Genomic DNA, 24,599 nt, shown 5'->3' with positions numbered 1-24,599 from the left:
CCGGGGACGCGGTTACCCTGGTCGCATGACTTCCACGAACCTGACGCAGACCGAGGCCGCCGACCGCGCGGCCATGCTCGAGGTGTCCCACTACGACATCTCCCTCGACGTCACCGGCGCCCCCGGCACCACCGCCGCCCCGGGCGACGACACCTTCCGTTCGACCACCACCGTGACGCTGACCGCGAAGCGGGACGGCACCACCTTCCTCGACCTCCGCAACGCCGACATCCGCTCCGTCACCATCGATGGCACGGACGTCACCGACGCCGCCTGCGGCGGGTCGAAGGAGCTTTACGACGACGAACGCGGCCTCATCCTCGATCTCACCGCAGGCGACCACGTGGTCGTCGTCGACGCGGACTGCCGCTACACCACCACCGGCGAAGGCCTCCACCGCTTCACCGACCCCGCCGACGAACAGACCTACCTCTACTCCCAGTTCGAAACCGCCGACGCCAAACGCGTCTTCGCCTGCTTCGACCAGCCGGACCTCAAGGCCACCTACACGATGGACGTCACCGCACCCGGCGACTGGACCATCGTGTCCAACTCCGAACCCGAAGTAGCCGACATCGCCCCCGCCGACGGCGACATCGCGCCCCTCGACGGCCCCGCCGCCCGCATCCACCGCTTCCGCGTCGACGTGCCCCTGTCCACCTACCTCATCGCATTCTGCGCCGGCCCCTGGCACGAGGTCCGCGACCAATGGACCGGCACCGTCGCAAAGCACCCCGAAACCCCCGCCGACCACCAGCCCGACGGTGAGCTGACCATCCCCCTGGGCCTGTACTGCCGCGCCTCCATCGCCGAACACCTCGACGCCGAACGGCTCTTCCGCGAAACCAAGGAAGGCTTCGACTGGTACGCGGCCAACTTCGGCGAGCCCTACCCCTTCGGCAAGTACGACCAGATCTTCTGCCCCGAATACAACATGGGCGCAATGGAAAACGCCGGCGCCGTCACCATCCGCGACGAATACGTCTTCCGCTCCCGCACCACCGGCTACCTGTACGAACGCCGCAACGAAACCATCCTCCACGAAATGGCCCACATGTGGTTCGGCGACCTCGTGACCATGCAATGGTGGGACGACCTGTGGCTCAACGAATCCTTCGCCACCTGGTCCGCCTGCGCATCGCAGGCCGCCGTCAGCGAATACGACGGCGCCTGGACCACCTTCGCCAACGTCGAAAAGGCATGGGCCTACCAGCAGGACCAGCTGCCGTCGACGCACCCCATCGCCGCCGACGCCTCCGACATCGACACCGTCGACCAGAACTTCGACGGCATCACCTACGCCAAGGGCGCCTCCGTGCTCAAGCAGCTCGTGGCCTACGTCGGCGAAGACGCGTTCCTCGCCGGCGCCCGCCTGCACTTCGCCCGCCACCGCTTCGGCAACGCCACCTTCGACGACCTGCTCGGCGCCCTGTCCGAGGCGTCCGGCCGCGACCTGTCCGGGTGGGCCGACCAGTGGCTGACCACCACCGGCATCAACACCCTGTCGGCGGCCTACTCCACGAAGAAGGCCGAGGGTGGCGCCGCCGGGGATGGTGCCGGGGACGCTGCCGAGGGTGGCGCCGCCGAGGTCTACGACATTTTCGCCATCCGCCAGACCGGCGCCGAGCCCGGGGCGGGCGAGCTGCGCGACCACCGCGTGGCCATCGGCGTGTACGCGATGGACGGCGGACTGCTGCGCCGCACCCACCGCGTCGAGGTCGACGTCAAGGGCGAGATCACCGAGGTTCCCGAGATGTCGGGCGTGCCCGTCGGCGACGTCGTCCTGGCCAACGACGACGACCTGAGCTACTGCTTCATGGAGATGGATCCCGGGTCGTGGCTGTTCCTGCTGGAGAACATCGGCGCCTTCGCCGATCCGATGCCGCGCACCCTGGCGTGGTCGACGATGTGGGAGATGACCCGTGCGGCGAAGGTCCGCGCCCGCGATTTCGTGGCCATGGTGCTGCGGGGCGCGCCGTCGGAGGATCAGATTTCGGTGCTCGAGCGTGTTTTGTCGCAGGCGGTGGCGGCCGTCGAGCGGTACGCCGCGCCCGATTGGGTCGCCGAGGGGCGTCGCCTGCTCGGCGAGGGGCTGCTCGATCACGCCCGCGCCGCGGAGGCCGGGTCCGACGCCCAGTTGGCGTTCGTCAACGCCCTGGCCATGCTGCCGGCCGACGGCGCCGGTTCGCTCGAGATCTTCCGCGCGATCCTCGCCGGCGAGCCCGGGTCGGTCGGCCTGGACGGGCTGACCGTCGACGAGGACATGAAGTGGAACGCGCTGACCGTGCTCGTCGCCGCCGGCGACAAGGGGGTGTCCGATATCGCGGCGGCCGAGCAGGCCGACCAGTCGGCGCTGGGGACGCAGGCTGCGGCGAAGGCGCGTGCGGCGATCCCGGCGGCGGACAACAAGATCCGCGTGTGGAACACCTGCACCGCCACCGGGGCCGCCGCCCCGTCGAATCTGATGTTGCGGTCGATGATCGCCGGTTTCACCGCGCCCGGTTCGGATGGGTTGCTCGGCGACTTCACCGACCGGTACTTCGCCGAGGCTCCGTCCTGGTGGGGCCGGTATTCCTCGGAGACGGCGCAGCGGATGCTCGATGGCCTGTACCCGCACTGGGAGGTCTCGCAGGAGGGACTGGACAAGGCTTCGGCGGTGCTTGACGACGCCTCGGTGCCCAACCCCGTCAAGCGCATCGTCGCGGAGAACCGTGACCGCGTCGAGCGGGCGTTGGCCGCCCGCGAGTGCGACGGGTACGTCCCGGAGCAGTAGAAGTCGGGCGCGGCAGTGGGCGGGTCGGTGCGCTCGACCGCCCCGCCGCCCGTAGCGTCGCCGCGTCGATGGCCCACCGCTCCGCCAATGTGGTGACTGTGGGCCGCGCCGCTGGCCGCACTCCTCGCCGCGTCGCCGCGTGGGTAGCCTGGTGGGCATGACCAACGGCCAGCCCTCTCAGGCGGCGCCCGGTGATGGGCAGCCGCAGTTCAGTGATTTCTACCGCGAGGTCGGCGAGGATACGTTCGCGAAGGTGGTGCACGGTTTTTACGTGCGCGTGCGCGAGGACGACATCCTCGGTCCGATGTATCCCGCCGATGATTGGGAGGGCGCCGAGCGGCGCTTGCGGATGTTCCTCGAGCAGTACTGGGGTGGTCCCACCACGTACAACGAGGAAAGGGGCCATCCGCGGCTGCGCATGCGTCATCACCCGTTCGTCGTCGATATGGCGGCCCGTGACCGGTGGCTGGAGTTGATGGCGTTGTCGCTGGCCGAGGTGTCCGACGAGGAGCTGCCGAAGCCCCACCGCGACGCCATGTGGGAGCACATGGTGCGGGTGGCGGACATGCTCATCAACACCCACGCGTAGCTGCTGTACCCCGCGCGGCCTCCCGCCTCGCGTCGCCCCCTCCCCCGTCCCTCGCCGGCTCCCGGCAAGGTCTCAACCCCGCAGGCTCGCCACACCCCAAACTCCCCCGCCCCGCGCGGCCTCCCACCCCGCGCCGGCCATCCGCCCCAACTCCCCCGCTCGCCCGCGCAGGCATCGCGCCACGGGCCACTTGCGCCCCACCTATAACAGCTCGATTTTGATCTGCATTTAGTCGGCTGATTTGTTGCAATTCTCAAATTCTCACCTGGGCTTTTGCGGGCGGACTTGCAACAAATCAGCCGACTAAATGCGGATCAAACCTCCAGTAGAGGGTGAGCCCACCAGAAAATGGGGCGAGTGGGGCGCATGAGGCGAGCGGGATGACTCGAAGGGGTGGAGCGACCGGCTGCGAGTGGGCCATGCGGTCGGTCGGGCGGGACGAGTGGGCCGTCCCGACGCTCGTGGCAGAGGGATGCGCCGTTGTTGACACCGGCGGCAGACGCGCCGATCGCTACAACGGCAGAACCCCAAGCCCTTCGGAGGCGTAGACGCTTCCGAATCGCCCATCGAGTCGACGCCAACGCCCCTTCACCGACACCCGCACGGGCTCATCGGTGGAGGGCTTGACCGGGATGAAGCCCATGGCACACAAGGCGAACACCTCGCGCATGGAAATCTCGGCGACCGGGCCAACTTCACGCCCGGCAGCAGCAGTCGCGCCACGTTCACGCCCGGCAGCAGCAGTCGCGCCACGTTCACGCCCGGCAGCAGCAGTCGCGCCACGTTCACGCCCGGCAGCACCAGCAGTCAGGCCGCCCTCATTCCCCGAAGTATCGGCGAGACGGGCACCGCGGACGGTGAGGACCTTCTGGTCGAGCAGCGACGTCGGCAAGCCCAACGGGCCCGATTCTTCCTTGGCCACTCCCCTCGCCTGCGTCTCCAAGTCGCGGAAGACGCCCGCCGGCACGGCATCGACGACGGTCCACCCACCGTCCACCGGCACACTGCCCGGCCACGAAGAATCGGCGGCGGCACCGCACTCCAACGTCATCGGCACGGCGGCATCGATCTGCGGCACCGACCGGGCGTCACCCGTGACGGCGGACACAGCATCAGCCCGAACGACGACATCATCGCGACCACCGCGCCCCGGGCTGATGGCCATCGTGCGGCACGCCACCGGCCCAAAGGGAGTGGTCGCCCACACACGCGCAACGCCGGCCGGCCGAGACGCCGCGACCAGGTCATCCGGCGACCCCGCGGGAAGCGCACGAACCCGGATCAACGCCTGCGCATCCAGCGCCACCGCCTTACGGGCGAGGACGCCGAGATTGGTCAGCGCCGCGACGTCATGGACGACGAGAGACTCCCCGCCCGCCGACGCCCCACCATTCGACGCCCCACCCGTCGACGCCCCGGAACCGCCCCGGGCACCGGCGTCACTCATCGTCGCCACTGGCTTCGGCATTCGCCCCGGCACCGGCGGTCAGCTCGGGCGAGGCGAAACGTTCCAACGCCTTGCGCACCGTCGGCGTCAACTCGCTGGCGCGCGACTCCTCCAGGTCGAACAGCACCATCACGGTGGTCAGCACCGCCGCGATGTGGCCGTGCTCGTCCTTGATGGCCTGACGGATGGTGTACGACGTCTTGCCCATGTCGATGATCTCGGTGGCGACCAGCACTTCCCGGGTGTCGGGCAGCAGGGCGCGGAGGTAGTCAATCTCCATGTGGCGCACCACGGTGCCCAACTTTCCGGTGCCGCCTTCAACGCTGGCCCGGGCGAAGGCGACGCGGGCCTCCTGCGCGTACTCGAGGTACGCGGTGTTGTTGACGTGCCCGTACTGGTCGAAGTCCGACCATCGCACGGGGATGGTGGTCAGGAAGGCGTTGGTATCCGGCATCTCGTCCACTTCTCTCGGGTGATTCGCGGGTGCTTTGGGTGATTCGCGGGTACTTCGGGTTACTCGCGGGTGCTTCGGGTGATTCACGGTTGTTCGGTGCGGGCCGCCGTTCGACGCCGCACCACCCGCCGGGCGGCTTTTCGACGCCGCACCACCCGCCGGGCGGCTTTTCGACGCCGCACCACCCGCCGGGTGCGGTGGCGCCGGGAACATGCGCGGGGCCCGCGGCCACCGTCATCAGCGGCCACGGGCCCAGGCTAGCGCGGTCGACCCCCGCGCGGGGGCATCAGCGGGTCAGCTTGCGGTGCGTGACGCGCGACGGGCGGGCGGCCTCGGGGCCGAGGCGCTCGACCTTGTTCTTCTCGTAGCCCTCGAAGTTGCCCTCGAACCAGAACCACTGGCCCTCTTCGACGTTGCCCTCCCACGCGAGGATGTGGGTGCAGGTGCGGTCCAGGAACCAACGGTCGTGGGAAATGACCACGGCGCAGCCCGGGAAGTTCTGCAGGGCGTTTTCCAGCGACGACAGGGTCTCGACGTCGAGGTCGTTGGTCGGCTCGTCCAGCAGGATCAGGTTGCCGCCCTGCTTCAGGGTCAGGGCCAGGTTCAGGCGGTTGCGCTCGCCGCCGGACAGGACCTTCGACGGCTTCTGCTGATCCGCGCCCTTGAAACCGAAGGCGGACAGGTACGCGCGCGACGGCATCTCGTTCTGGCCGACGTGGATGTAGTCCAGGCCGTCGGAGACGACCTCCCACACGGTCTTCTCCGGGTCGATGTTCTCGCGGCCCTGGTCGACGTAGCTGAGCTTGACGGTCTGGCCGACCTTCACCTCGCCGGCGTCCGGCTGCTCCAGGCCGACGATGGTCTTGAAAAGCGTCGACTTGCCCACGCCATTCGGGCCGATGACGCCGACGATGCCGTTGCGCGGCAGGGTGAACGACAGGTCCTTGATCAGGACGCGGCCGTCGAAGCCCTTCTCCAGGTTCGACACCTCGACGACCTGGTTGCCCAGGCGCGGCGGCGTCGGAATCTGGATCTCCTCGAAGTCGAGCTTCTTGTACTGCTCGGCTTCCTCCACCATCTGCTCGTAGCGCTCGAGACGGGCCTTGTTCTTGGCCTGGCGGGCCTTCTGGCCGGAGCGGACCCACGCCAGCTCGTCCTTCAGGCGCTTCTGCAGCTTGGCATCCTTCTTGCCGGCGACCTCGAGGCGGGCGGCCTTCTGCTCCAGGTAGGTGGAGTAGTTGCCCTCGTAGGGGTACAGCTTGCCGCGGTCGACCTCGCAGATCCAGCCGGCGACGTGGTCCAGGAAGTAGCGGTCGTGGGTGACGGCCAGGACGGCGCCGGGGTACTTCTGCAGGTGCTGCTCGAGCCACAGCACCGACTCGGCGTCGAGGTGGTTGGTGGGCTCGTCGAGGAGCAGCAGGTCGGGCTCGCTCAGCAGCAGCTTGGCCAGGGCGACGCGTCGGCGCTCGCCACCGGACAGGTGGGTGACGGGCTCGTCGCCGGGCGGGCAGCGCAGCGCATCCATGGCCTGCTCGATCTTGGAGTCGATTTCCCAGGCGTCGGCGGCGTCGAGCTCCTCCTGGAGCTTGCCCATCTCCTCCATGAGCTCGTCGGTGTAGTTGGTGGCCATCTCTTCGGCAATCTGCTCGAAGCGCTGCTTCTTGTCGAAGATGTCGCCGAGGCCCTCCTCGACGTTGCCGCGCACCGTCTTCTCCTCGTTGAGCGGCGGCTCCTGCAGCAGGATGCCGACGGTGGCGCCCGGCTCGAGGTAGGCCTCGCCGTTGGAGGGCTGGTCCAGGCCGGCCATGATCTTCAGGATCGACGACTTGCCGGCGCCGTTGGGGCCGACGACGCCGATCTTGGCGCCGGGGTAGAACGCCATGGTCACGTTGTCGAGAATGACCTTGTCGCCGTGCGCCTTGCGCACGTTCTTCATCTGGTAGATGAACTCAGCCACTGCTGCGCTCTCCTTCGGAGGTTGGTGGTTTCGCTTCAGGTGCGCCGGGGGCCGCCCCGCCGGGACCGGGCTTTCGCCGTCGCGGTTGCCGGTGTTGCGTTGCGACGATCACCGCCCGCGCACATTCGCCCTCACCTTACCGGTAGCGGCGGCAACTTCCCCGACGGGCGGCCCGAGCGAACTTCTCCGACGGCACCCCGAGCGCACTTCCCCGATGGCGGCCCGCGCACTTCCCCGACGAGCGCCCCGACCGGCTACGAGACCATCTGGGCCATCTCCGCCTCCGTCCCGTATGCGCCGCCGGCGTCGTCGCGCTGCACGGACTCGTCGAAGTGGTTGGTTTCGTTGGGGACGACGCCCTGGTCGTGGACCATGCGCTGTTCGGTTTCCTCGGCCTCGCGGGCGCGGCGCTCGGCCTCCGCGGCGCGCGACGACCCGCCCTTGATGCGGGTGATCGCCGCGGTGGCGAAGCGCAGGTCGGGGCCGACGGAATCGGCGATGACCTTGGTGTACGACTTGGTTTTGCCTTCGTCGTCCTGCCATTCGACGGTGCACAGGCGCCCTTCGGCGATGATGCGGTCGCCCTTGGCGAACGTGTTCACCGCGTTTTGCGCCAGGCGGTCCCAGCATTCGGCGTCGATGTACGCGGTGTCGCCGTCGACCCACTGGCCGTCGATGTGGCGCTTGCGGGTCGATGCGACGCGCAGGCGAGTCACCAGCTTGCCGTTGGCGGTGGTCTTGATCTCCGGCTTCTTGGTGATGTTGCCGACGATGGTCACCTTGATCTCGGACATTGCGAGTCCCCCTTCGTGTCGTGGTCCCCGGAGCGCTGGTCGTTCCGGGCCTCGCACGTCCGACGATGCCGCCTTCGCCCGCCGGCCACCACCGCCGTTTCGACGGCCTGTGGATGAATCGCAGATTATGGGGCTTATCCACAGGCCCCGGATTTTTCCGCTTGACGACGCCTACCCCATCCCTTTCACCGTGGCGGCTCCTGCACGACCCGGTGGGCGTCGTAAAGCCCAAGGCCCTTCGCCGTGAAGACTCCTGTGCGACCCGGTGGGCGTCGTAAAGCAAAAGGCGCGCCGGCGAACGCAAAAGGCGCGCGACGGGAACCACCCGCCGCGCGCCAACCTGCGAAAACGCCCCCGAAAAAGAGCTACCTGCCCAGCTTCCCGGCGTCCTTCGCCGACCCGAGATGCACCTCATGCTCGGCATCGACGGTGCCGGTGTAGTACTCGCGCTCCTCGTCGGTCATGCCCCGGCTCGTGCGCGCCGCCAGCATGGCGTTGTAGGCCTCCAACTCAGCGTCATGATCGCGCTCGGCGTTGCGGTCGTAGCGGGCGGCATCCCTCTCGTCGCTGCGCCGCCACTGGACGAACAGGGCCGTCATCACGATGAACAGGGGCACCTCACCCAACGCCCACGCCACCGCGCCGCCGACGTTCTGGTCCTCCAGCAAATCCACGTACCACGGCAACGCCAGATTGCGGTAGTACTCCTCCGCCAACACCTGCTGCATCTGCATCAACGTGATGCCGAACCACGCATGGAACGGCAGCGAACCCATCAGCGATACCAGCTTCACCGCCGGCGAAATCTGCTGCGGCGCCGCATCCACGCCGATGATCACCCAGTAGAAGATGTACCCGGAGATCAGGAAGTGAATGTTCATGAACAGGTGACCGGCGTGCTCGTCGGCCAGGAAGTCGTACAACGGCGTCATGTACAGCAGGTAGAAACCCGCGACGAACTGCGCCGTGGCCACGATCGGATTGGTCAGGAACCGCGACACCGGATTGTTGATGAACGCCACCAACCACTCGCGCACACCCGGCAGACCCGTGCGACCCGCCGGCTTGAGCGCCCGCAACGCCAACGTCACCGGGCCGCCCAGGGCCAACATCACCGGAATCGCCATCGAGTACAGCATGTGCGCCAGCATGTGCACCGAAAACAGCGCCGGCATGTACACGCCCAACGCCGACGACGACGTGAACAGCAACAGCGCGCAACCCGACAGCCACCAGATCGTGTTCGAAATCGGCCACTCGCCGCCGCGCTTGCGCAGCTTCCGCAGCCAGTACAGGTAGATCCACGCCGCGATGATCGCCGCCGAGCCGAAGAAGATGTCGAACCGGAACTGCGTGAACATCGCCTCCCAGCCGAAGGGGATCTCCAGCTTGTAGCCGAGCTTGACCTCCATCTGCGTGATCGGCGGCAGGCCCTCGCCACCGGCCTGGTCCGAGTAATTCGGCGGCGGAGGCGTGCGGCCCAGCGCCACCGCGACACCGACCGCCACGGCCATGACCAGAACCTCCACGATGGCCAGACGCCAAAACGCCGGGCCGTTGGGGTCCTTGTCCAGCGCCGGGATAGTCACCTTCCGGTGCATGTAGCCGAACAGGCCCAGCACGACGATCAGCAGCGTCTTGACCACCACGAGGATGCCGTAGTTGTTGTCGAACAGGTCGTGCCACGACAGGTTGATCGCCGCGTTGATCACGCCCGACGCGCTCATGGCCACGAACGCGACCAGCGCGACGAAGCTGTAGCGCGACGCGACCTCGGACATGAACTCGCCGCGGCGGCGCGCATGGCCGATGAGCGCCATCAGACCGCCGACCCAGAACACCGTGAACGTCAGGTGCCAGATGTACGAGTTGGTGCCGTAATCGTGGTTGCCGCCGGTGGCGTTGTGGCTGACGACGGCCAGCGGCATCATCGACAGCAGCGACACGGCGAAGAACACCGGCTGCCAGATCCACTTGCTGGTCAGCGCCGAGCCGACGGCCACGACCAGGGCGAAGATGGCCACCCACAGCCACGCCAGCGCCTCACTGACCTGCTCGAGGGCCAGGGACCAGTTCTCCGGGCGGATCGTCGTCGACAGCGGCTGGCCCGACACGTCCGACAGCACCAGCGGGATCTGCAGCAGCGCGATGAGCCCCCAGCTCAGGATCGCCCACCGGCCGGTGCGCGCCGCCGCCCAGCCGTCGAGGTCGACCGTCCCGTCCGGCCTGGGCCGCGAGCCGAACGCCGACAACATGAACGAACCGATCGCCAGGGCGGCCAGCATTTCGCCGCCGGCCTTCGCCAGCGGGAAGCCCACCGTCGTGATGAATCCGGGGTCCGGGATGCCCAGGGTCGTCCGGGATTCCATGTTGAACGCCAGCGACAGCGCGCCCGCGAGGGCGCCGGCCACCAAGGCGAAAACCACGTACCAGCCGAGGGTTCCCCGGACCTTGCGCGTCGGTCGGGTCGTCGTCGCAGTCATGCCCCCTAGGGTAGACCCCCGAGGTGGGGCCGCAGAATTCCGGTTGGCGCGCCGTTCCCTCCCCCGCCGCGGCTCGCCCGCTTACCGGGCATCCCGGTGGCCGGGTTATCATTCCGTTTCGCATGCCTCCGTAGCTCAGTGGATTAGAGCATCCGGCTTCTACCCGGCTGGTCGCGGGTTCGAATCCTGCCGGGGGCACGGTGCGAAAACCCCCGCCGTCCTGTTCCATTGCAGGGCGACGGGGTTTTCCGATTGGCCGCGACCTGGCCGCGGCGCCTCGGATTCCGGCGGTCGATTCAGCCGGCCACGTCGCGGCGGGTGGACGGCAACGCGGCCGCCACCAGGTAGATGATCACAGCGAGCCCCGGCAGCAGGATGCCCCAGACGTTGATCACCGGGTCGTTGCGGTCGGGGTCGGTCGCCCAGACGAGCAACCACGACCCCCATCCGAGCAGGGCGATGAGCCCGGCGACGGCGCCCGCCCACATTCCGGCGCCGATGCCCTTGCGCACCAGCCCCACCACCCCGGTCACGAGGGTGGCGACGATGCCGATGCCCGACAGAAGCATCACGTCGACCGAAGCGGTGAAAAGAACGGCCACCAGCACGGCGTGGGCCGCTGCGGCGGCGAGGAAAAGAGAGCGCACGATGATCTCCTTCGGTTCGTCGGATTGATCGCCTTAGCCGAATGCGCCGACGGGCCCGGCACACGCGACGCAGACTTACGGCCGCAGGTAACGGTCGACCATTTCGGTGACTTCGTCGACGGCGGCCTCCACGGCATCTTCGGCACCGTCTGCACCGTTGGCCCCGTCGCCGACGCTTTCGCGCAGGAGGTTGGAGCACATGAGCACGGCGGACTGCATGACCATGAACACGTTGTTGGCCAGCACGATGGGGTCACCGTCGCGGATGGAGCCGTCTTCCTGGCCGTGGTTGATGCCCGGCAGGATGTACTGCTCGATGATCGACCGTTCGCTGGATCCCTTGGGGCGGATGATGGCGCGGACGATGCGTTCGGGGTCGGTTTCGGCGAGGTTGAGGAAGAATTCGCCGTTGGACAGCCTGGCCAGGATGATGCGGAAGCGCGCGACCATGCGTTGGCGGGCGTCGCCGGGCATGTCGCGCAGCTCGGCGAGGATCCGCAGGAATTCGCGGGTGATCACTTCGTTCGACAGTTCGTCGAGGTCCGCGTAGCGACGGTAAACGGTCGGGCGCGACACTCCGGCGTTGCGGGCGATCTCGGCGATGGAGGTGCGGCGAAGTCCGACGGACATGATGCTTTCGCGCGCCGCCTCGATGATGGCCTCGTCGACCGAGGTTCTGGCGTCGTTGCCGCGGTTCATCGTCATTCCTTTCCCGCGTCCGACCGGGAATTTTTCGGCCGGGGTGAAGGCTTTTGGTCCTGCGACCAATCGAATCTGGGTCAATGGTAATGCGCGATCTGCGTGATCCCCGTTTCCCACACCCATGAAGGGGACACCCGTATACGTCTCCGACATGGGCAAACAACCCTTTCCCCCATTGCCGCCGCCTCATGGGCCCCTCCCCGCCGGAACATCGGGTGCCGGGCCGGCCCGTGGGCGGCGTCTCGGCGCACTAGGCTTGCGGCGTAACCATCCGTCGACCGACCGCGAGGACGAACATGGCATTGCCCGCTCCCCATCCCGATTACCGCGCCGTGGTGACCGGCGCGTCGCAAGGCATCGGAAAGGCGTTGGCCAGGGAACTCGCCCGGCGCGGCCATTCGCTGATTCTCGTTGCCCGGTCGGCGGACAAGATGGAGGCCCTGGCCGCGGAGCTGTCGGGCCCGTCCCTGTCCGTGGAGGTCCGTCCCTGCGATTTGTCGGATCCGCGGGAGCGGGAGGTGCTTTGCGACGAGCTGCGGGAGCGCCGGATCAGCGTGATGGTCAATTGCGCCGGCATCGCCACGTTCGGCCGTTTCCAGGAGTTGGACCCGGAGTACGAGAAGGCGCAGTTCGAGCTCAACGCCACCGCCCTGTTCGATCTGACGCAGCTGGTGGTGCCGCAGATGGTCGAGCGCGGTTCGGGTGCGATCCTCAACGTGGGTTCGGCGGCCGGCACGACGGTCATCCCGAACAACGCCACGTACGTGGGCACGAAGGCGTTCGTGAACACGTTCACCGAGGCGCTGCATTACGACCTCAAGGGCACCGGCGTGCACTGCACGTTGCTGGCCCCCGGCCCGGTGCGTCCCGACGAGCGTGACGGCGGCGCCAACGAGGTCGACGAGAACGTCCCCGATTTCCTGTGGACCTCCACCGACGACTGCGCCCGCGACAGCCTCGATGCGGTGGCGGCCAATCGCCTGCGGGTGGTGCCCGGCGCCCTGAGCAAGGGCATGAACACCGCGGGCAATTACCTGCCGAGGTGGCTCGTCGCCCCCATCATCGGACGTTTCTACGAAGGGATGGCCCAGTGACCCACGCGCACGACGACGCCAACTGCAACGACAACGCCGGCAACGATTCCAACGGCGTTGCCCCGAAGTACGACCGCATCGTGTGGATCGACTGCGAGATGACCGGCCTGGATCCCAACAGGCACGTCATCGTGGAAATCGCGGCCCTGGTCACGGATGCGCAGCTCAACATCCTCGGCGACGGCGTCGACATCGTGGTCCACGCCTCGGAGACCGAACTGGCGCAGATGGACTCGTTCGTCACCGAAATGCACGCGTCCTCCGGCCTTACCGACGAGATCCGCCGGTCGACCGTCGACGTCAACGAAGCCGAGCGCATGGTTCTCGACTACATCCGCCAGTGGGTGCCCGCCGAGCGTCAGGCGCCGCTGGCCGGCAACTCGATCGCCTCGGACCGCGGCTTCATCAACCGCTACATGCCGGAGCTCGACCAGTTCCTGCACTACCGCATGATCGACGTGTCCTCCCTTAAGGAACTGGCCCGCCGCTGGTACCCGCGCGTGTACTTCGGGCAGCCGGAGAAGGGCATGTCGCACCGTGCGCTGGCCGACATCCGCGAGTCGATCCGCGAGCTGGAGTTCTACCGCCGCGCCATGCTCGTCCCCGGCGAGGGACCGTCCACCGATGAGGTCACGCGGGCGGCCGAGGACGCCATGCGTGCCGTGCCGATGGAGTGGCCTGGGCCGGACCGTCGTCAAGCATGCCGATGACCTGCGGTTTTGTCGGGCACGATTCGTGGGTTATCCTGTAATCCGCTGCACGGCGCGGGTTACCCCGACGTCGTGAATGCGATGGTGACTGTAGTTCAGTTGGTAGAGCACCAGGTTGTGATCCTGGGTGTCGCGGGTTCGAGTCCCGTCAGTCACCCCGAAGGAAAGGCCCGGACCGTTTGGTCCGGGCCTTTCGCATGCGCGGGGTTCGCGGCGACTACCTCGCCACGGCGTGCTCCCGCTGCGCAGCCGACCCGCCCGGCGCGCCGACGTCGGTCAGGCGTCCGTCGACCATCTCCATGACGCGGTCGGCGCGCTCGGCCTGGCCGGGATCGTGGGTGACGTACAGGGTCGCCGCCCCATAGTGGCGGGTGACGTCGACGATGAGGTCGGTGACCGCCTCGGCGGAGGCACGATCGAGGGCGGCGGTGGGCTCGTCGACCAGCAGCAACTCGGGCTCATTCATCAAAGCTCGCGCCAGGTTCACCCGCGCCTGCTGACCGCCGGACAGGGTGGACACGCGGCGCTCGGCCATACCGCTCAGTCCCACGGACTCGAGCAACTCGGCGGCACGCTCGCGGGCGCGGCGACGCTCGGAGGCCGGCGGCGGAAGAATGCGGCCCAGGCGCGTCATGACGATCAGCTGCTCCCGCACCGTCAACGCGGGAAGCAGGTTCGGCTGCTGGAACACCAAACCGATGTGTTCGCGACGCACACGCGTCGCGTCGGCGCCCCGGGCGGTCAGGTCGACGTCGCCGTCGGCACCATGCAGCGTGACGACGCCCGTGTCGGGGGTCTGCAGGCAGCCCGCCACCGCGAGCAGCGTGGACTTGCCGGATCCGGAGGGGCCGGTGACGGCGACGACCTCGCCGCGGTCGACGTCGAGGGAGACGTCGTCGAGGATGCGGCGCGTCGCGGAACCGTCGGCGACCTCCAGGCCGACGCCGGAGACGTGCAGCGCCCGACGAGCGTCGGCGGTGCGGGAATCGGCGGTGCGGGAATCGGCGGTGCGGGAATCGGCGGTGCGGGAATCGGCGGTGCGGGAATCGAATGCGGTGGACGAGGTCATCGTGGTCTCCTGTTCGCGTTCATGCGGGGCAAAGGTGGTGCGGGCGGTCCGGTTCGGGCCGGCGGGGTCACGCATTGGCCAGCGCCTCCCTCGGCTCGACGCGCAGCACGGGCACCAGCGCCACGGCCGCGCCGATCAATCCGGTGCCGACGAGGACCAACGCCGGCCACGCGGTCGTCGACGCATCGATGAGCACCGGCATGATGCCGCTGGACGACAGCCACGTGCCCGCGCCGACGGTGACGGCGACGCCCGAACCGACGCCAAGCGCCAGCACGATGAGCGCCTGGCCCAACGAATCGGCGGCCAGCACCGGACGCGACGCCCCCAGCGCCGAAGACACCGCGACGCCGCGCATGCGCTGGACGGTCCACACCATGAAAAACGCGCCGACGACCAACGCGGAAATGAGGTACAGCAACGACGTCATCGCGTTGAGCGACATCTGCTCGCCCTTGTTCGACGACGACAGGTCCATGCGCTCGTCGCCGCGCACGACCACGGTGCCGTCGACCTCGGGGGCCTCGGTCACGGATTCATCGACGACGACGGCCGACGCACCACCGGCGATCTGCTCCGCCAGCGCGGGGTCGACGAACACGACCGGCTGGTGCTCCCACCACAGGTCACCCGCGGTACCGGCGACGGTGACCGTCCGTCCCCCGAAGGTCGCGGTGCCGGACTCCGGAAGATCCTCTGCGACGGCGTCGGAGGGACGGATCTCGTTGCGTCCGAGCGAATGGTCCGGGAAGACGAAAACCGGCTCACCGCCGAGGCGCGCGCGGCCCACGGACCACACCTCGGCCCCGCCCTCGGACTTCGCGGCCGTGACCTGGGCCGTCGTCAAGCGAGACGCCGCCAACGACGGAGAACCGGCGTCGGCGACGATGACGGCATCGTCGTCGCCGAGGGATTCGGACAACGCCGACGTCGACTGATGGGACAAGCCCGCCGCCAATGCGGACAGCATGGTGACGAGCACGGCGATCAAGCCGACGGTGACGGTGATCAATGCGGTGCGCCCGGGTGCGGCGCGGAGTTCACGAGTTGCCTGGTACATGACTCCAATGGTCGTCGGCGCGGGCCTCCGGCGAATCGCCCGCGGGATGGGACTTGCCTCCCAACTTTCGGTTGACCCCGACGACGCCGCCGCGCCCCGCCACCTGCACCCCGGCGCGTGCGGCACTTACGCTGGGGGGCGTGAACGACCGCCCCGAGACCCCCTCCCCCGCCGCAGGGCCGGACCCCGCCGCCGGCGCCCGCCCGGGCCCCACCGCCGACGCCGCCGCGACCGACCCAGCGGCGCTCGGCCGGATCTGGCGGTGGCTGCGGGTGTGCCTGGACCTGCTGGTCGCCGTGCTGCTCATGTTCGTCGCGCTGCGCGGCATCGCCACCGCCGAATCGGGGCACCTGTCGCCGGCGACGTGGCTGTGGCTGGTCATCTTCGCCATCGTCTACGCCATCGGCCGCATGCAGCCCGACGACGAGCCGCCGTGGTGGCCGCCCGCCGTCATCGCCTGTTTCGCCGGGCTGGCGTGGACGTCGCCCGACGGGGTGTGGCTGGCGTTTCCCCTCTTCTTCCTGGTGCTGCAGGCCGCCGTCGGCTGGTACGCGGTGGCGATGGTCGGCGTCATCACGGCGCTGGCCATCGGCATCATCGCCTGGCACGGCGGGTGGAGCGTCGGCGGCGTCGCCGGCCCCATCCTCGGCGCCGCGGTGGCGCTGATGGTGGGCCTGGGGTTCCGCATGCTGCTGCAGGAGGCCACCACCCGCGCCGAGGCCATCGACGAACTGCTCGCCGCCCGCGCCGACATCGCCGAAATGTCGCGCCGGGCCGGCGAACTGGACGAACGCGCCCGTCTGGCCGCCGACATCCACGACACCGTCGCCCAGGGCCTGTCCTCCATTCAGCTGCTGCTGCATTCGGCGGAGGCGTCGGCCCGCGTCGTCGGCGATGACGCGCGAACCGATGCCGAGCGGTCGGCGTCGACCGAACGCACCATCGGACAGATCCGCATGGCCCGCGACGTCGCCGCCGACAATCTCAGGGAAACCCGTCGCATCATCGCCGCCCTGCAGCCCGGCGCGCTCAGCGGGGCGGACCTGCCGGTGGCACTCGCCCGGGTCTGCGCCGCAACCCCGGCCACCGCCGACGGTTCCCCCGCGCACTTCAGCGTCGACGGCGATCCGCGCCCGCTGCCGGCGGAGGTCGAGGCGGCGTTGGTCCGCATCGCCCAGGCCAGCGTCGCCAACGTCGCCCGCCACGCCCATGCCGACCGGTGCGCCGTGACCCTGACCTACCAGCCCGATTCGGTGTCCCTCGACGTCGTCGACGATGGCGTCGGCTTCGATCCGACCGCCGCACCGCCGTCCGGGGCGGTGGGCATCGTGGGCGTGCGTCGCCGCATCGCCGCCCTCGGTGGAACCGTGTCCATCGAGTCCGCGCCGGGTTCCGGCTGCGGGGTGTCGGTGCACGTTCCGCTTGACGACGCCCACCTCCCCGCATCCGACCCCTCGGCCGCCGACGCCGTGATCGCCGATTCGGTCGGCCCCGATTCCCCGACCGACCCCGAATCCAAGGAGCCCCAATGATCACCGTCCTGCTCGCCGACGATCACCCCGTGGTTCGCGCGGGGCTGCGCGCGGTGCTCGAAACCGACGGCGGAATCACCGTGGCCGCCGAGGCCGCCACACCCGACGAGGCCGTGCAGGCCGTCGCCGACGCCCACGACGCCGGTCGCCCCTTCGACCTGGTGCTCATGGACCTGCGTTTCGGCGAAGGCCCGGGCGCCCATGGCCAGGCGGGCGGGGTCGACGCCACCGCCCGCATCCGTGCGCTGCCCGACCCGCCGCAGGTGCTGGTGGTGACCAACTACTCCTCCGACGCCGACATCCTCGGCGCCGTGTCCGCCGGCGCGGTCGGTTACCTGCTCAAGGACTCCGACCCGGCGCAGCTCGTCGACGGCGTCCGCTCCGCCGCCCGCGGCGAAACCGTGTTGTCCGGTGACGTCGCCACCCGCCTGATGGGGCGCCTGCGTGACCCGGGCCGTTCCCTCACCGCCCGCGAGACCGAGGTGCTGCGCCTTGTCGCCGACGGTCTGTCGAACAAGGACATCGCCGGAAAGCTCGTCCTGACCGAGGCGACCGTCAAGTCCCACCTGGTGCACGTCTTCACCAAGCTGGACGTGGGTTCGCGCACCGCCGCCGTGGCCAAGGCCACCGAACTCGGCATGCTCTGAGCGCCCCTCCCCGCTCTTCCCGACATACGACGAACCCCGCCCGGCCACTGCAGGCCGGGCGGGGTCTTCCACGTGCGTCGGATGACGGGGACGCGAATGAGCTACCAGGAGGAGGTTTCGTCGGCGTTGCCGGCCTTCCAGGTCTCCCACGGGATGTTCCAGTCGCCGAGGCCGTCGGTGCCGGGCAGGGTGCCGCCGATGGTGTTGCGGACGATGACGATGTCGCCGCGCTTGGTGTTCTGCTGGAACCAGGCGGCGTTGGCGTCGGTGACGTTGATGCAACCGTGCGACACGTTCTGCGAGCCCTGGGCCCACACCGACCACGGCGCACCGTGGACGTAGATGCCGGAGTAGGACATCTGGGTCGCGTAGTTGACGGGGTCCGGTAGCCGCCGGCGTCCAGCGACAGGCCGAAGGTGGTGGAGTCCATGACCATGCTGGTGTGCTGTTCGCCGATGAGGTACGTGCCGTTCGGGGTGGGCCAGCGGGCCGAGCCCATCGAAATCGGCATGGAGTTCTCCACCACGCCGTTGCGCTCGATGGTCATCGTCTTCGTCGCGTCATCGGCGATGGCGATGACCTTGTCGCCGATGGTGAAGCTGGTGGAGCTGTCCTCCTGGCCGTAGTAGCCGTTGCCCAGGTCCTTGCCGTAGATGTCGACGTCGACCGTGACCTCCGTGCCCGGCTCCCAGTACTCGGCCGGCCACCAGCGGACCTCGGAGTTGTTGAGCCAGTAGAACGCGCCCTCCTGCGCCGGTTCCGTGGTCACCTTGATGGCGTCCTGGGCGGCCTTGCGGTCGGCGATGGGCTCGTCGAAACGCACCGCGATGGTCTGGCCGACGCCGACGGTGGAGCCCTCCGCCGGGGAGAGGTAGCCGTAGGTCTGGTTGTTCGGGGTGACGGTCTGGAAGGAGGTGGACAGCTTCTCCGTGCCGGCCTTCGCCTCGATGGTGTAGGTGCGGGAGTAGCCGAGTTCCTCGGTGGAGGTCCACTTCGTGCCGTCCTCCGACAGCTCGCCCTCGACCTCGGTGCCTTCGTCGTTGGTCAGGGTCACCGAGTCGAGCTTCGCGTCGTCGATGGTCACGGTGACCGGGTCGAGCACCGACCAGTCGTCCGCGCCGTCCTTGACGTTGGCCACCGGCTTCGGCTTGTCTTCCTGGACCTTGCCGGAACCATCCGTCCCCTCCGAGTCGCCGACGGTGCAGCCCGTCAGCGTCAGGGCGGCGACGCCGAAGGCCGCCACGACGGCCCGGATTCGTCGGCCCCGAATCAGTTCAGCACCCATTTTCCTCAATCGCTCCACGCACTCGTTGATGTCATCCGCGGCTTTCGCCGCACGTTTGCTTTACGACGCCCCGGCCGAGTCGGTGCCCGCCCGGGAACGCATGCGAAACACGTACCCGGTCAACTTAGTCTGTTGAGCACCGAAAACGCACGCCAAGCGACCACCGTTAGGGTCACAATCCGACAACGGCTCGTCGCCGCAGGTGGTGCCCATGTGATGTGGGCATGGATTCAGCCACATTTCACGGATGGGGGGCTTCTCGACCACTACCGCCCCGTCGCCGAACCCCATCCTCGATCCCACCAAGATCCCCCACCAGAAAACACACTCTGAACAGGCGATTTTGTATAGCGCCGCGAAGAGGGTTATATTTCTTCTCGTTGCAGCGGAGGCCAGCGCACAGCGGGCCGGAGCGACAACGCAAGCGCCATTAGCTCAACTGGCAGAGCAGCTGACTCTTAATCAGCGGGTTCGGGGTTCGAGTCCCTGATGGCGCACCACCAACCAGGCCGGGTATTTTACCCGGCCTGGTTTTTTCATGCGCGGTTTCGGTTGCGTCGACGGCGCCGGTTGCGTCGGGAGCCCCGAAGCATCCCGAGGGCCGTCGCAAAGCAAAAAGAGGACGGGCCCCGAACGGGGACCCGCCCTCCGGCGGCACCGAAACCCGAACTAGCGGCCGGCGGCCTCGATCATCTCGCGAATGCGCTCGATCTCCGCCGAACGACGGCGGCTGCGGGTCACCGACAGGGCGATCGCGCCGACGATCACCACGGCGACGGCGCCGAGCACGGCCTGAACCTTCGGCTCCTGCAGGCCGTCCACGGCACGGGACTTCGCGTCCTCCGCGACGTTCTTCGGATTGGTGCGCACGGCAAGCTCGTCCAGCGTCTTGGCGAGCTGGGTGCGGTTGCGCTCGATGTCGCGCTGGATGTCGTCAATGCTGCGGGCCACGTGGACTCCCCTTGATCGGTGAACGGTCGACTGATGCAAAAGGGTAACACTCGAAAGCATCTTTGGGCGCCCAACACCCATTAATCCCGCTACCATGGGCCCCATGGCCGACAACGACACCACCGCACCGAAGAACATCCGGCTCGAACCCGGAGACGCCGCCCCCGACTTCACGCTCACGGCGGACGACGGACGGGAGGTGTCCCTGTCGGACTACCGCGGCAAGCGCGTCCTCGTGTACTTCTACCCGCGGGCCAACACCCCGGGCTGCACCACCCAGGCCTGCGACTTCCGCGACGAATCCGCCCAGTTCAACGACGCCGGCATCGACGTCGTGGGCATCTCCCCCGACAAGCCGGAGAAGCTGGCCAAGTTCCGCGACGACCACGGCCTGAACTTCACCCTCCTGTCGGACCCGACGAAGGAGACGCTGGCCGCCTGGGGCGCGTTCGGCGAGAAGAAGAACTACGGCAAGATCGTCCAGGGCGTCATCCGCTCGACCGTCCTGGTCGGGGCGGACGGCACCGTGGAAAACGCCTGGTACAACGTCCGCGCGAAGGGTCACGTCGGCCGCGTCCTGCGTGACCTCAACGCCGGTGACTGAGCCGAAAACGGAGTCGGCCGGGCGGGCCGGGCAGAGCGGCCGAACCGGGCGGAGCGGGTCGAAAGCCGATGAAGCGTCGTCACGCCCCGACGCCGCGGCCCCGGAGCACGACCCCGAAATCCTCCGCCCCCGGCGGCGCCCCGCCCAGCAACGCAGCCGCGAACGCTACGCCCGCATCCTGTCGGCGGCGCGCGACGTGCTCGTCGACGTCGGATTCGAGTCCTTCACCTTCGACGAGGTCGCCAAACGGGCGTCCGTGCCCATCGGCACGCTGTACCAGTTCTTCGCCAACAAGTACGTCATGATCTGCGAGCTCGACCGCCAGGACGCCGCCGGCGTCGTCGCCGAGATCAACCGCTTCGCCGAGCGGGTGCCCGCCCTCGAATGGCCGGACTTCCTGTCGGAGTTCATCGACCACATCGCCGACCTGTGGCGCAACGACCCGTCGCGGCGTTCGGTGTGGTTGGCGGTGCAGTCGACGCCGGCGACGCGGGCGACGGCGGCGCACACCGAACAGGAACTGCTCGACGGCATTTCGGAGGTGCTGCGGCCCCTCGCCCCGGGGTCCGACGCCGACGTGCGCGGCTTCATTGCGGGACTGCTCATCCACACGACGTATTCGCTGCTCAACTACTCCGTCGACCGTCCGGGCGACGCCGGCATGCGCGAGCTGCACTACGAACTGACGGTGCAGGAGGTCAAGCGCATGCTCATCTCCTACCTCATGACCGTCGCCGAGAAGGCGGGCGGCTAGGCCGTTTTCGGGTGGGCCGCGTCGGGCAGCGTGCTTTAGGCGGGCGGCATGCTTTACGACGGCCCGCCGCCGCCACGTGCGCCTACTCGTAGGGCCACGGCCACGAGTCCGCCGGCGCGGGCACCAGCGGCGACACCTTTTTGCGGAGCTCGGCGAGGATGGGGTGCGCGGCCGGGTCCGGTCCGAGTTCGAACCGCTTCGATTCCAGCGCCCGCCACACATCGGCGATGCGGAGGAAGGTCGCCACGTCGACGCCGAGATCGACCATCTCCCCGGCGGCGTCCTCCCCGTCTGCGCCGAAGTACACGACGGGCGTCGCCGGGTCGTCGGCGCGCACCGCCCACGCATCGCCGTCGTGACCCCACGCGAACAGCCGATGAGTCGCCCCATCGGTCACCCGTCCCGCAAATGGGCTCCGGCTCCACTGGTTCCAGGCGGCGACGTCAATGCTCACCGCGGTCGACAGCTGGTGGCCGTGGAGAGCGAGCAACGCATCGGCCGTCTCCTTCCCGAGCAGCTTGCGCAGCGACAACCCGAGCACCCGCGAGACCGATTCCACCTGGTTCTTCCGCAGGAGATCGCGGTCGGCGACGATGTCGGACAGCGCCTTCACGCCGGATGGGCCATCGCCGCCATCGACACCATCGACGACGAGGAAATCGTCGTGCTCCAGATAGTGGTTGATCGCTTCGACGCACGTCGCCACATCCGTGGGCGCTCCCTGCTGCCGCAGATTGTGCACGACGTCGTCGAGGTGCTCCCCCATGGAGAGGAATTCAAGGCCCTCAGCGGTGGCCGCCTCGGGAAGGAGTTCCCGGTCGTCGTCGCCGACCTCGGGGCACCCGTCGATGAGGTAGGTGCCGTCCGCGCGAAGGCCTCCGTCGGACGGAGGGCCGTAAAGGCAAAACTCCCGCACCCCGCCGACCGCGCCCCGTGAATCGGCGTCCACCGAATCAACGTCCCTGGGCTCGTCGCCCGGCGTCGACGCGTGCAGCAGCGCCTCGACGATGTCCGCCATCGGATAAACGTGCCCCGGTTTCACCACGTCCTCAATGTACCGGCATCGCGGCGATCGCCGTCACCTCGCCAGAATCGCAATGGCGATGGCGTGATCGCCGTCGTGGCTGATGCTGACGTGGAAGTCGACGCCGGAGGCCCCGTCGGCACGCTCCTGTACCGAAGAGGTGGGCGTCGCAAAGCAATCAACCACCGCATCGCGCACCCGCCCGTGCAGCGTCACCGCGACCCGGCCCCACGCGTCGGCGACGACTTCGATCTCGCGCCAATCGAGCTCATCGCGCGGGATCACCGGCGGCGCGCCATAAATCGCCTGAGACCAGGCCTTGATCACGGCCTCCTTCACCGCCCAGCGACCCGCGAGGTGCCGGGCCAGGGCGTCGCCCGACAGGCCCCGGCGATTCGCGGCGGTGCGTTCCCCCACCGTGAACACCGACGACGCGAACACCGAGCCGGGGCGGGCGAGGTCCTCCGCGAACGACGGCACGTGCACCATGTCGATGCCCGTACCCAGGATTGACGCCGCGAGGGCGTCGTGGGGCGTGCAGGTGTGGGAGACGTCGTCGTTGAGTGTGGCGGGGAGCGGGGCGTTGCCGTCCTCCGACGCCGCCCCCCGCTCCGACGCCGGCTGCCGCTCCGGCTCCGCCCCCCGCTCCGACGGCGTCTGCCCGGATGTTCGCCCTGATTCCATGCGTCCACGATACCGGCCGCCCGCGACGCCTCCCCCGCGCCGACGAATGTGCGCCACAGGGTCTCTCGCGCACACTCGTCAAATCTGCAGCCCCCACCCGGCCGACGAATGTGCGCCACAGCGTCTCTCGCGCACACTCGTCAAATCTGCAGCCCCCACCCCGCCGCACCGCACCGGCACGCCCTTCGCGCATCACCAGCCCAGTCGCCGGCCGAGTTCCATGCGCTCGGCCATCGTCCGCTTCAGGGCTTGGGCCGTCTGGCGCCATCGAGTCGTCACCGCGCGGGCGTTGAGCGTGATCAGCCGCCAGTCTAGTTTGGCCAGCGCGGCGGTCCGCAGCTGGTCCCACCGGCGGTTGTGCTCGTACTCGTGGTGTTTTCCCAGGTATTCGACGCCGGTGCGGGCCAGCACATTCGCGAAGTCCATGCGCACCTCGATTTCCATCCCGTCGATGACGACGATCACCGAATGCTGCTGCACCATCCCCTCGAGGCCGATGGCGTGCATGAGCACGTTCGTCCGCGATTCCCAGGGGCTTTCGGACAGCGGGCTCGCCAGGGCCGCCACCTCGCGGAATCGGCCGATGCCGCGCATGGATCGATCGCGGATCTGCGCCGCCCGGCGAATGTCGTCGATGAGTCCCGGCACGGCGGCGCACAGCCCGTCGACGGCGGCGACGGCCTCGGGCAGCAGGTGGATTCTGGACAGATCGAATGCCGTGCGCAGCGGCGTGGTGTAGCGGATGCCGCCGATGTCGGTGATCGCGTCGACGGGCAGGATGGTGCGGGCCATCGCGAACATGGGCATGGCCCGGGGGTCGGGGTGCGGGGTGCGAAGGTGCTGGTCGAGGCTGATTGCGTCGATGGGCGTGCGGCGCGTCGGTTCGACGAACACCGCGGGCAGCGCGTCCCACGGCAGCCATTTGTGGCCGTGGGCGTGAGCGGCTCCCCACAGGCCGATGACGCCGTCAGGGTAGCGGGCGGCCGCGTGGTCGATGAGGGTGTTCATGTCGCGTGCGTGGTCGGCGCGGACGTGGCGGCCGTCGCGCAGTTGCACGTAGTTGGCGGCGAGTTCGGTGGTGTGGATGCCGTGTCGGGCGAGCAGTTCGTCGCGGCTGAGCGGCCCGATGGGCAGGTTCGAGTCTTCGTATCGCACAGGGCGGAGTGTCGCCGGGTGCGGCTGGTTCCGCTTGGTTCGGGACGTGGGGCTGTGGATGGTTTTGCTTTGCGACGCCCATCCATCCACAGCCTCGGCCGTCCCGCCCCCACCACCCGGCGAGTGTGCAGCCCACCCACCGACGAATGTGCGTCACAGCGCCTGTCGCGCACACTCGTCAAAT

Annotated in this window: 21 protein-coding genes, 3 tRNA genes and 1 pseudogene; 11 read left to right on the top strand and 14 right to left on the bottom strand. The window is 68.6% G+C overall.

Annotated elements, in window-relative coordinates:
• Positions 1–25: 25 nt before the first annotated feature.
• Together pepN and CFREN_RS03420 are read left to right on the top strand one after the other, a co-directional pair.
• Positions 26–2,773, top strand: a complete 2,748-nt coding sequence (gene pepN / locus CFREN_RS03425; protein WP_209653835.1) for an aminopeptidase N — start codon at positions 26–28, stop codon at positions 2,771–2,773.
• A gap of 157 nt (positions 2,774–2,930) precedes the next feature.
• On the top strand, positions 2,931–3,362 hold the full coding sequence (locus CFREN_RS03420; protein WP_070519105.1) for a globin: 432 nt from the start codon (positions 2,931–2,933) through the stop codon (positions 3,360–3,362).
• A gap of 511 nt (positions 3,363–3,873) precedes the next feature.
• Here the strand turns inward: CFREN_RS03420 and CFREN_RS03415 are convergent.
• The 5 genes from CFREN_RS03415 to CFREN_RS03395 all read right to left on the bottom strand — a co-directional run bounded on the left by CFREN_RS03415 (position 3,874) and on the right by CFREN_RS03395 (position 10,497).
• The gene (locus CFREN_RS03415) at positions 3,874–4,809 is read right to left on the bottom strand and encodes a DUF8185 domain-containing protein (RefSeq protein WP_217124650.1); all 936 of its coding nucleotides are present in this window, start codon (positions 4,807–4,809) and stop codon (positions 3,874–3,876) included.
• Entirely contained in the window at positions 4,802–5,263 is a 462-nt protein-coding gene (locus CFREN_RS03410; protein ID WP_244979556.1) for an acyl-CoA thioesterase, read from the bottom strand. Before CFREN_RS03410 ends, CFREN_RS03415 begins: the two co-directional genes overlap by 8 nt.
• A gap of 286 nt (positions 5,264–5,549) precedes the next feature.
• Complete coding sequence (ettA, locus tag CFREN_RS03405; RefSeq protein ID WP_070519108.1) at positions 5,550–7,220, bottom strand: energy-dependent translational throttle protein EttA; 1,671 nt, start codon at positions 7,218–7,220, stop codon at positions 5,550–5,552.
• Positions 7,221–7,474: 254 nt separating this feature from the next.
• Positions 7,475–8,014 (bottom strand): single-stranded DNA-binding protein, encoded by a 540-nt coding sequence (locus tag CFREN_RS03400; protein WP_209653841.1) that lies wholly within the window; start codon positions 8,012–8,014, stop codon positions 7,475–7,477.
• Positions 8,015–8,379: 365 nt separating this feature from the next.
• Positions 8,380–10,497, bottom strand: coding sequence for a bifunctional copper resistance protein CopD/cytochrome c oxidase assembly protein (locus CFREN_RS03395; protein ID WP_209653844.1), 2,118 nt, complete (start codon positions 10,495–10,497; stop codon positions 8,380–8,382).
• Positions 10,498–10,621: 124 nt separating this feature from the next.
• On the opposite strand from CFREN_RS03395, the gene CFREN_RS03390 reads away from it, so the two are divergent.
• A tRNA-Arg gene (locus tag CFREN_RS03390) sits at positions 10,622–10,695 on the top strand.
• 98 nt (positions 10,696–10,793) lie between these two features.
• Here CFREN_RS03390 and CFREN_RS03385 read toward each other — a convergent pair.
• Together CFREN_RS03385 and CFREN_RS03380 are read right to left on the bottom strand one after the other, a co-directional pair.
• Positions 10,794–11,144, bottom strand: coding sequence for a hypothetical protein (locus CFREN_RS03385; protein WP_070519113.1), 351 nt, complete (start codon positions 11,142–11,144; stop codon positions 10,794–10,796).
• A gap of 75 nt (positions 11,145–11,219) precedes the next feature.
• Complete coding sequence (locus CFREN_RS03380; protein ID WP_239253059.1) at positions 11,220–11,843, bottom strand: TetR/AcrR family transcriptional regulator; 624 nt, start codon at positions 11,841–11,843, stop codon at positions 11,220–11,222.
• A 299-nt stretch (positions 11,844–12,142) separates the two neighbouring features.
• Here CFREN_RS03380 and cmrA point away from each other — a divergent pair, with 299 nt between their 5' ends.
• From cmrA to CFREN_RS03365, 3 genes are all read left to right on the top strand, one after another.
• A complete protein-coding gene (cmrA, locus tag CFREN_RS03375) occupies positions 12,143–12,940 on the top strand; it encodes a mycolate reductase (RefSeq protein ID WP_209653848.1) in 798 nt (265 codons plus the stop codon).
• A 98-nt stretch (positions 12,941–13,038) separates the two neighbouring features.
• Positions 13,039–13,650, top strand: coding sequence for an oligoribonuclease (orn, locus tag CFREN_RS03370; RefSeq protein ID WP_209654785.1), 612 nt, complete (start codon positions 13,039–13,041; stop codon positions 13,648–13,650).
• An 84-nt stretch (positions 13,651–13,734) separates the two neighbouring features.
• Positions 13,735–13,807, top strand: a tRNA-His gene (locus CFREN_RS03365).
• Between the two features lie 60 nt (positions 13,808–13,867).
• Here the strand turns inward: CFREN_RS03365 and CFREN_RS03360 are convergent.
• Both CFREN_RS03360 and CFREN_RS03355 read right to left on the bottom strand, forming a co-directional pair.
• A complete protein-coding gene (locus CFREN_RS03360; RefSeq protein ID WP_209653850.1) occupies positions 13,868–14,719 on the bottom strand; it encodes an ABC transporter ATP-binding protein in 852 nt (283 codons plus the stop codon).
• Between the two features lie 67 nt (positions 14,720–14,786).
• Complete coding sequence (locus CFREN_RS03355) at positions 14,787–15,779, bottom strand: ABC transporter permease (protein ID WP_209653852.1); 993 nt, start codon at positions 15,777–15,779, stop codon at positions 14,787–14,789.
• A gap of 140 nt (positions 15,780–15,919) precedes the next feature.
• On the opposite strand from CFREN_RS03355, the gene CFREN_RS03350 reads away from it, so the two are divergent.
• Together CFREN_RS03350 and CFREN_RS03345 are read left to right on the top strand one after the other, a co-directional pair.
• A complete protein-coding gene (locus CFREN_RS03350) occupies positions 15,920–17,311 on the top strand; it encodes a sensor histidine kinase (RefSeq protein ID WP_246580171.1) in 1,392 nt (463 codons plus the stop codon).
• The gene (locus CFREN_RS03345; RefSeq protein ID WP_209653862.1) at positions 17,308–17,958 is read left to right on the top strand and encodes a response regulator; all 651 of its coding nucleotides are present in this window, start codon (positions 17,308–17,310) and stop codon (positions 17,956–17,958) included. Before CFREN_RS03350 ends, CFREN_RS03345 begins: the two co-directional genes overlap by 4 nt.
• 101 nt (positions 17,959–18,059) lie before the next feature.
• On the opposite strand, the pseudogene CFREN_RS03340 reads toward CFREN_RS03345, so the two are convergent.
• Positions 18,060–19,243 (bottom strand): annotated as a pseudogene (locus CFREN_RS03340) (L,D-transpeptidase).
• Positions 19,244–19,667: 424 nt separating this feature from the next.
• On the opposite strand from CFREN_RS03340, the gene CFREN_RS03335 reads away from it, so the two are divergent.
• Positions 19,668–19,743 (top strand) — tRNA-Lys (locus CFREN_RS03335).
• A 169-nt stretch (positions 19,744–19,912) separates the two neighbouring features.
• On the opposite strand, the gene CFREN_RS03330 is transcribed toward CFREN_RS03335, so the two are convergent.
• The gene (locus CFREN_RS03330; RefSeq protein ID WP_035123613.1) at positions 19,913–20,194 is read right to left on the bottom strand and encodes a DUF3618 domain-containing protein; all 282 of its coding nucleotides are present in this window, start codon (positions 20,192–20,194) and stop codon (positions 19,913–19,915) included.
• Positions 20,195–20,297: 103 nt separating this feature from the next.
• On the opposite strand from CFREN_RS03330, the gene bcp reads away from it, so the two are divergent.
• Both bcp and CFREN_RS03320 read left to right on the top strand, forming a co-directional pair.
• Complete coding sequence (gene bcp / locus CFREN_RS03325; RefSeq protein WP_070523416.1) at positions 20,298–20,798, top strand: thioredoxin-dependent thiol peroxidase; 501 nt, start codon at positions 20,298–20,300, stop codon at positions 20,796–20,798.
• A gap of 118 nt (positions 20,799–20,916) precedes the next feature.
• Positions 20,917–21,552 carry a TetR/AcrR family transcriptional regulator gene (locus CFREN_RS03320; protein WP_246580234.1) on the top strand — a complete coding sequence of 212 codons (636 nt, stop codon included), beginning with the start codon at positions 20,917–20,919 and terminating at the stop codon, positions 21,550–21,552.
• An 82-nt stretch (positions 21,553–21,634) separates the two neighbouring features.
• Here CFREN_RS03320 and CFREN_RS03315 read toward each other — a convergent pair whose 3' ends face one another.
• The 3 genes from CFREN_RS03315 to CFREN_RS03305 form a co-directional block, all read right to left on the bottom strand.
• Entirely contained in the window at positions 21,635–22,570 is a 936-nt protein-coding gene (locus CFREN_RS03315) for a DUF7716 domain-containing protein (RefSeq protein ID WP_070523389.1), read from the bottom strand.
• A 60-nt stretch (positions 22,571–22,630) separates the two neighbouring features.
• Positions 22,631–23,086, bottom strand: coding sequence for a holo-ACP synthase AcpS (gene acpS / locus CFREN_RS03310; protein ID WP_209654787.1), 456 nt, complete (start codon positions 23,084–23,086; stop codon positions 22,631–22,633).
• Positions 23,087–23,452: 366 nt separating this feature from the next.
• The gene (locus CFREN_RS03305; RefSeq protein WP_209653867.1) at positions 23,453–24,415 is read right to left on the bottom strand and encodes a hypothetical protein; all 963 of its coding nucleotides are present in this window, start codon (positions 24,413–24,415) and stop codon (positions 23,453–23,455) included.
• Positions 24,416–24,599 lie beyond the last annotated feature (184 nt).

This window comes from Corynebacterium freneyi (genome assembly GCF_030408835.1).
Taxonomy (GTDB): domain Bacteria; phylum Actinomycetota; class Actinomycetes; order Mycobacteriales; family Mycobacteriaceae; genus Corynebacterium; species Corynebacterium freneyi.
The sequence above is the reverse complement of the archived record's forward strand: the minus strand, read 5'-3'. Positions and strand labels throughout refer to the sequence as shown.

What these genes read in the sequence shown, in the direction of transcription:
- CFREN_RS03315 (WP_070523389.1), bottom strand. Translation starts at nt 22,570, where the DNA reads ATGGCGGACATCGTCGAGGCGCTGCTGCACGCGTCGACGCCGGGCGAC.
- CFREN_RS03420 (WP_070519105.1), top strand. Translation starts at nt 2,931, where the DNA reads ATGACCAACGGCCAGCCCTCTCAGGCGGCGCCCGGTGATGGGCAGCCG.
- CFREN_RS03415 (WP_217124650.1), bottom strand. Translation starts at nt 4,809, where the DNA reads ATGAGTGACGCCGGTGCCCGGGGCGGTTCCGGGGCGTCGACGGGTGGG.
- CFREN_RS03410 (WP_244979556.1), bottom strand. Translation starts at nt 5,263, where the DNA reads ATGCCGGATACCAACGCCTTCCTGACCACCATCCCCGTGCGATGGTCG.
- CFREN_RS03380 (WP_239253059.1), bottom strand. Translation starts at nt 11,843, where the DNA reads ATGAACCGCGGCAACGACGCCAGAACCTCGGTCGACGAGGCCATCATC.
- pepN (WP_209653835.1), top strand. Translation starts at nt 26, where the DNA reads ATGACTTCCACGAACCTGACGCAGACCGAGGCCGCCGACCGCGCGGCC.
- CFREN_RS03345 (WP_209653862.1), top strand. Translation starts at nt 17,308, where the DNA reads ATGATCACCGTCCTGCTCGCCGACGATCACCCCGTGGTTCGCGCGGGG.
- CFREN_RS03360 (WP_209653850.1), bottom strand. Translation starts at nt 14,719, where the DNA reads ATGACCTCGTCCACCGCATTCGATTCCCGCACCGCCGATTCCCGCACC.
- CFREN_RS03395 (WP_209653844.1), bottom strand. Translation starts at nt 10,497, where the DNA reads ATGACTGCGACGACGACCCGACCGACGCGCAAGGTCCGGGGAACCCTC.
- bcp (WP_070523416.1), top strand. Translation starts at nt 20,298, where the DNA reads ATGGCCGACAACGACACCACCGCACCGAAGAACATCCGGCTCGAACCC.
- CFREN_RS03400 (WP_209653841.1), bottom strand. Translation starts at nt 8,014, where the DNA reads ATGTCCGAGATCAAGGTGACCATCGTCGGCAACATCACCAAGAAGCCG.
- orn (WP_209654785.1), top strand. Translation starts at nt 13,039, where the DNA reads ATGACCGGCCTGGATCCCAACAGGCACGTCATCGTGGAAATCGCGGCC.
- cmrA (WP_209653848.1), top strand. Translation starts at nt 12,143, where the DNA reads ATGGCATTGCCCGCTCCCCATCCCGATTACCGCGCCGTGGTGACCGGC.
- CFREN_RS03355 (WP_209653852.1), bottom strand. Translation starts at nt 15,779, where the DNA reads ATGTACCAGGCAACTCGTGAACTCCGCGCCGCACCCGGGCGCACCGCA.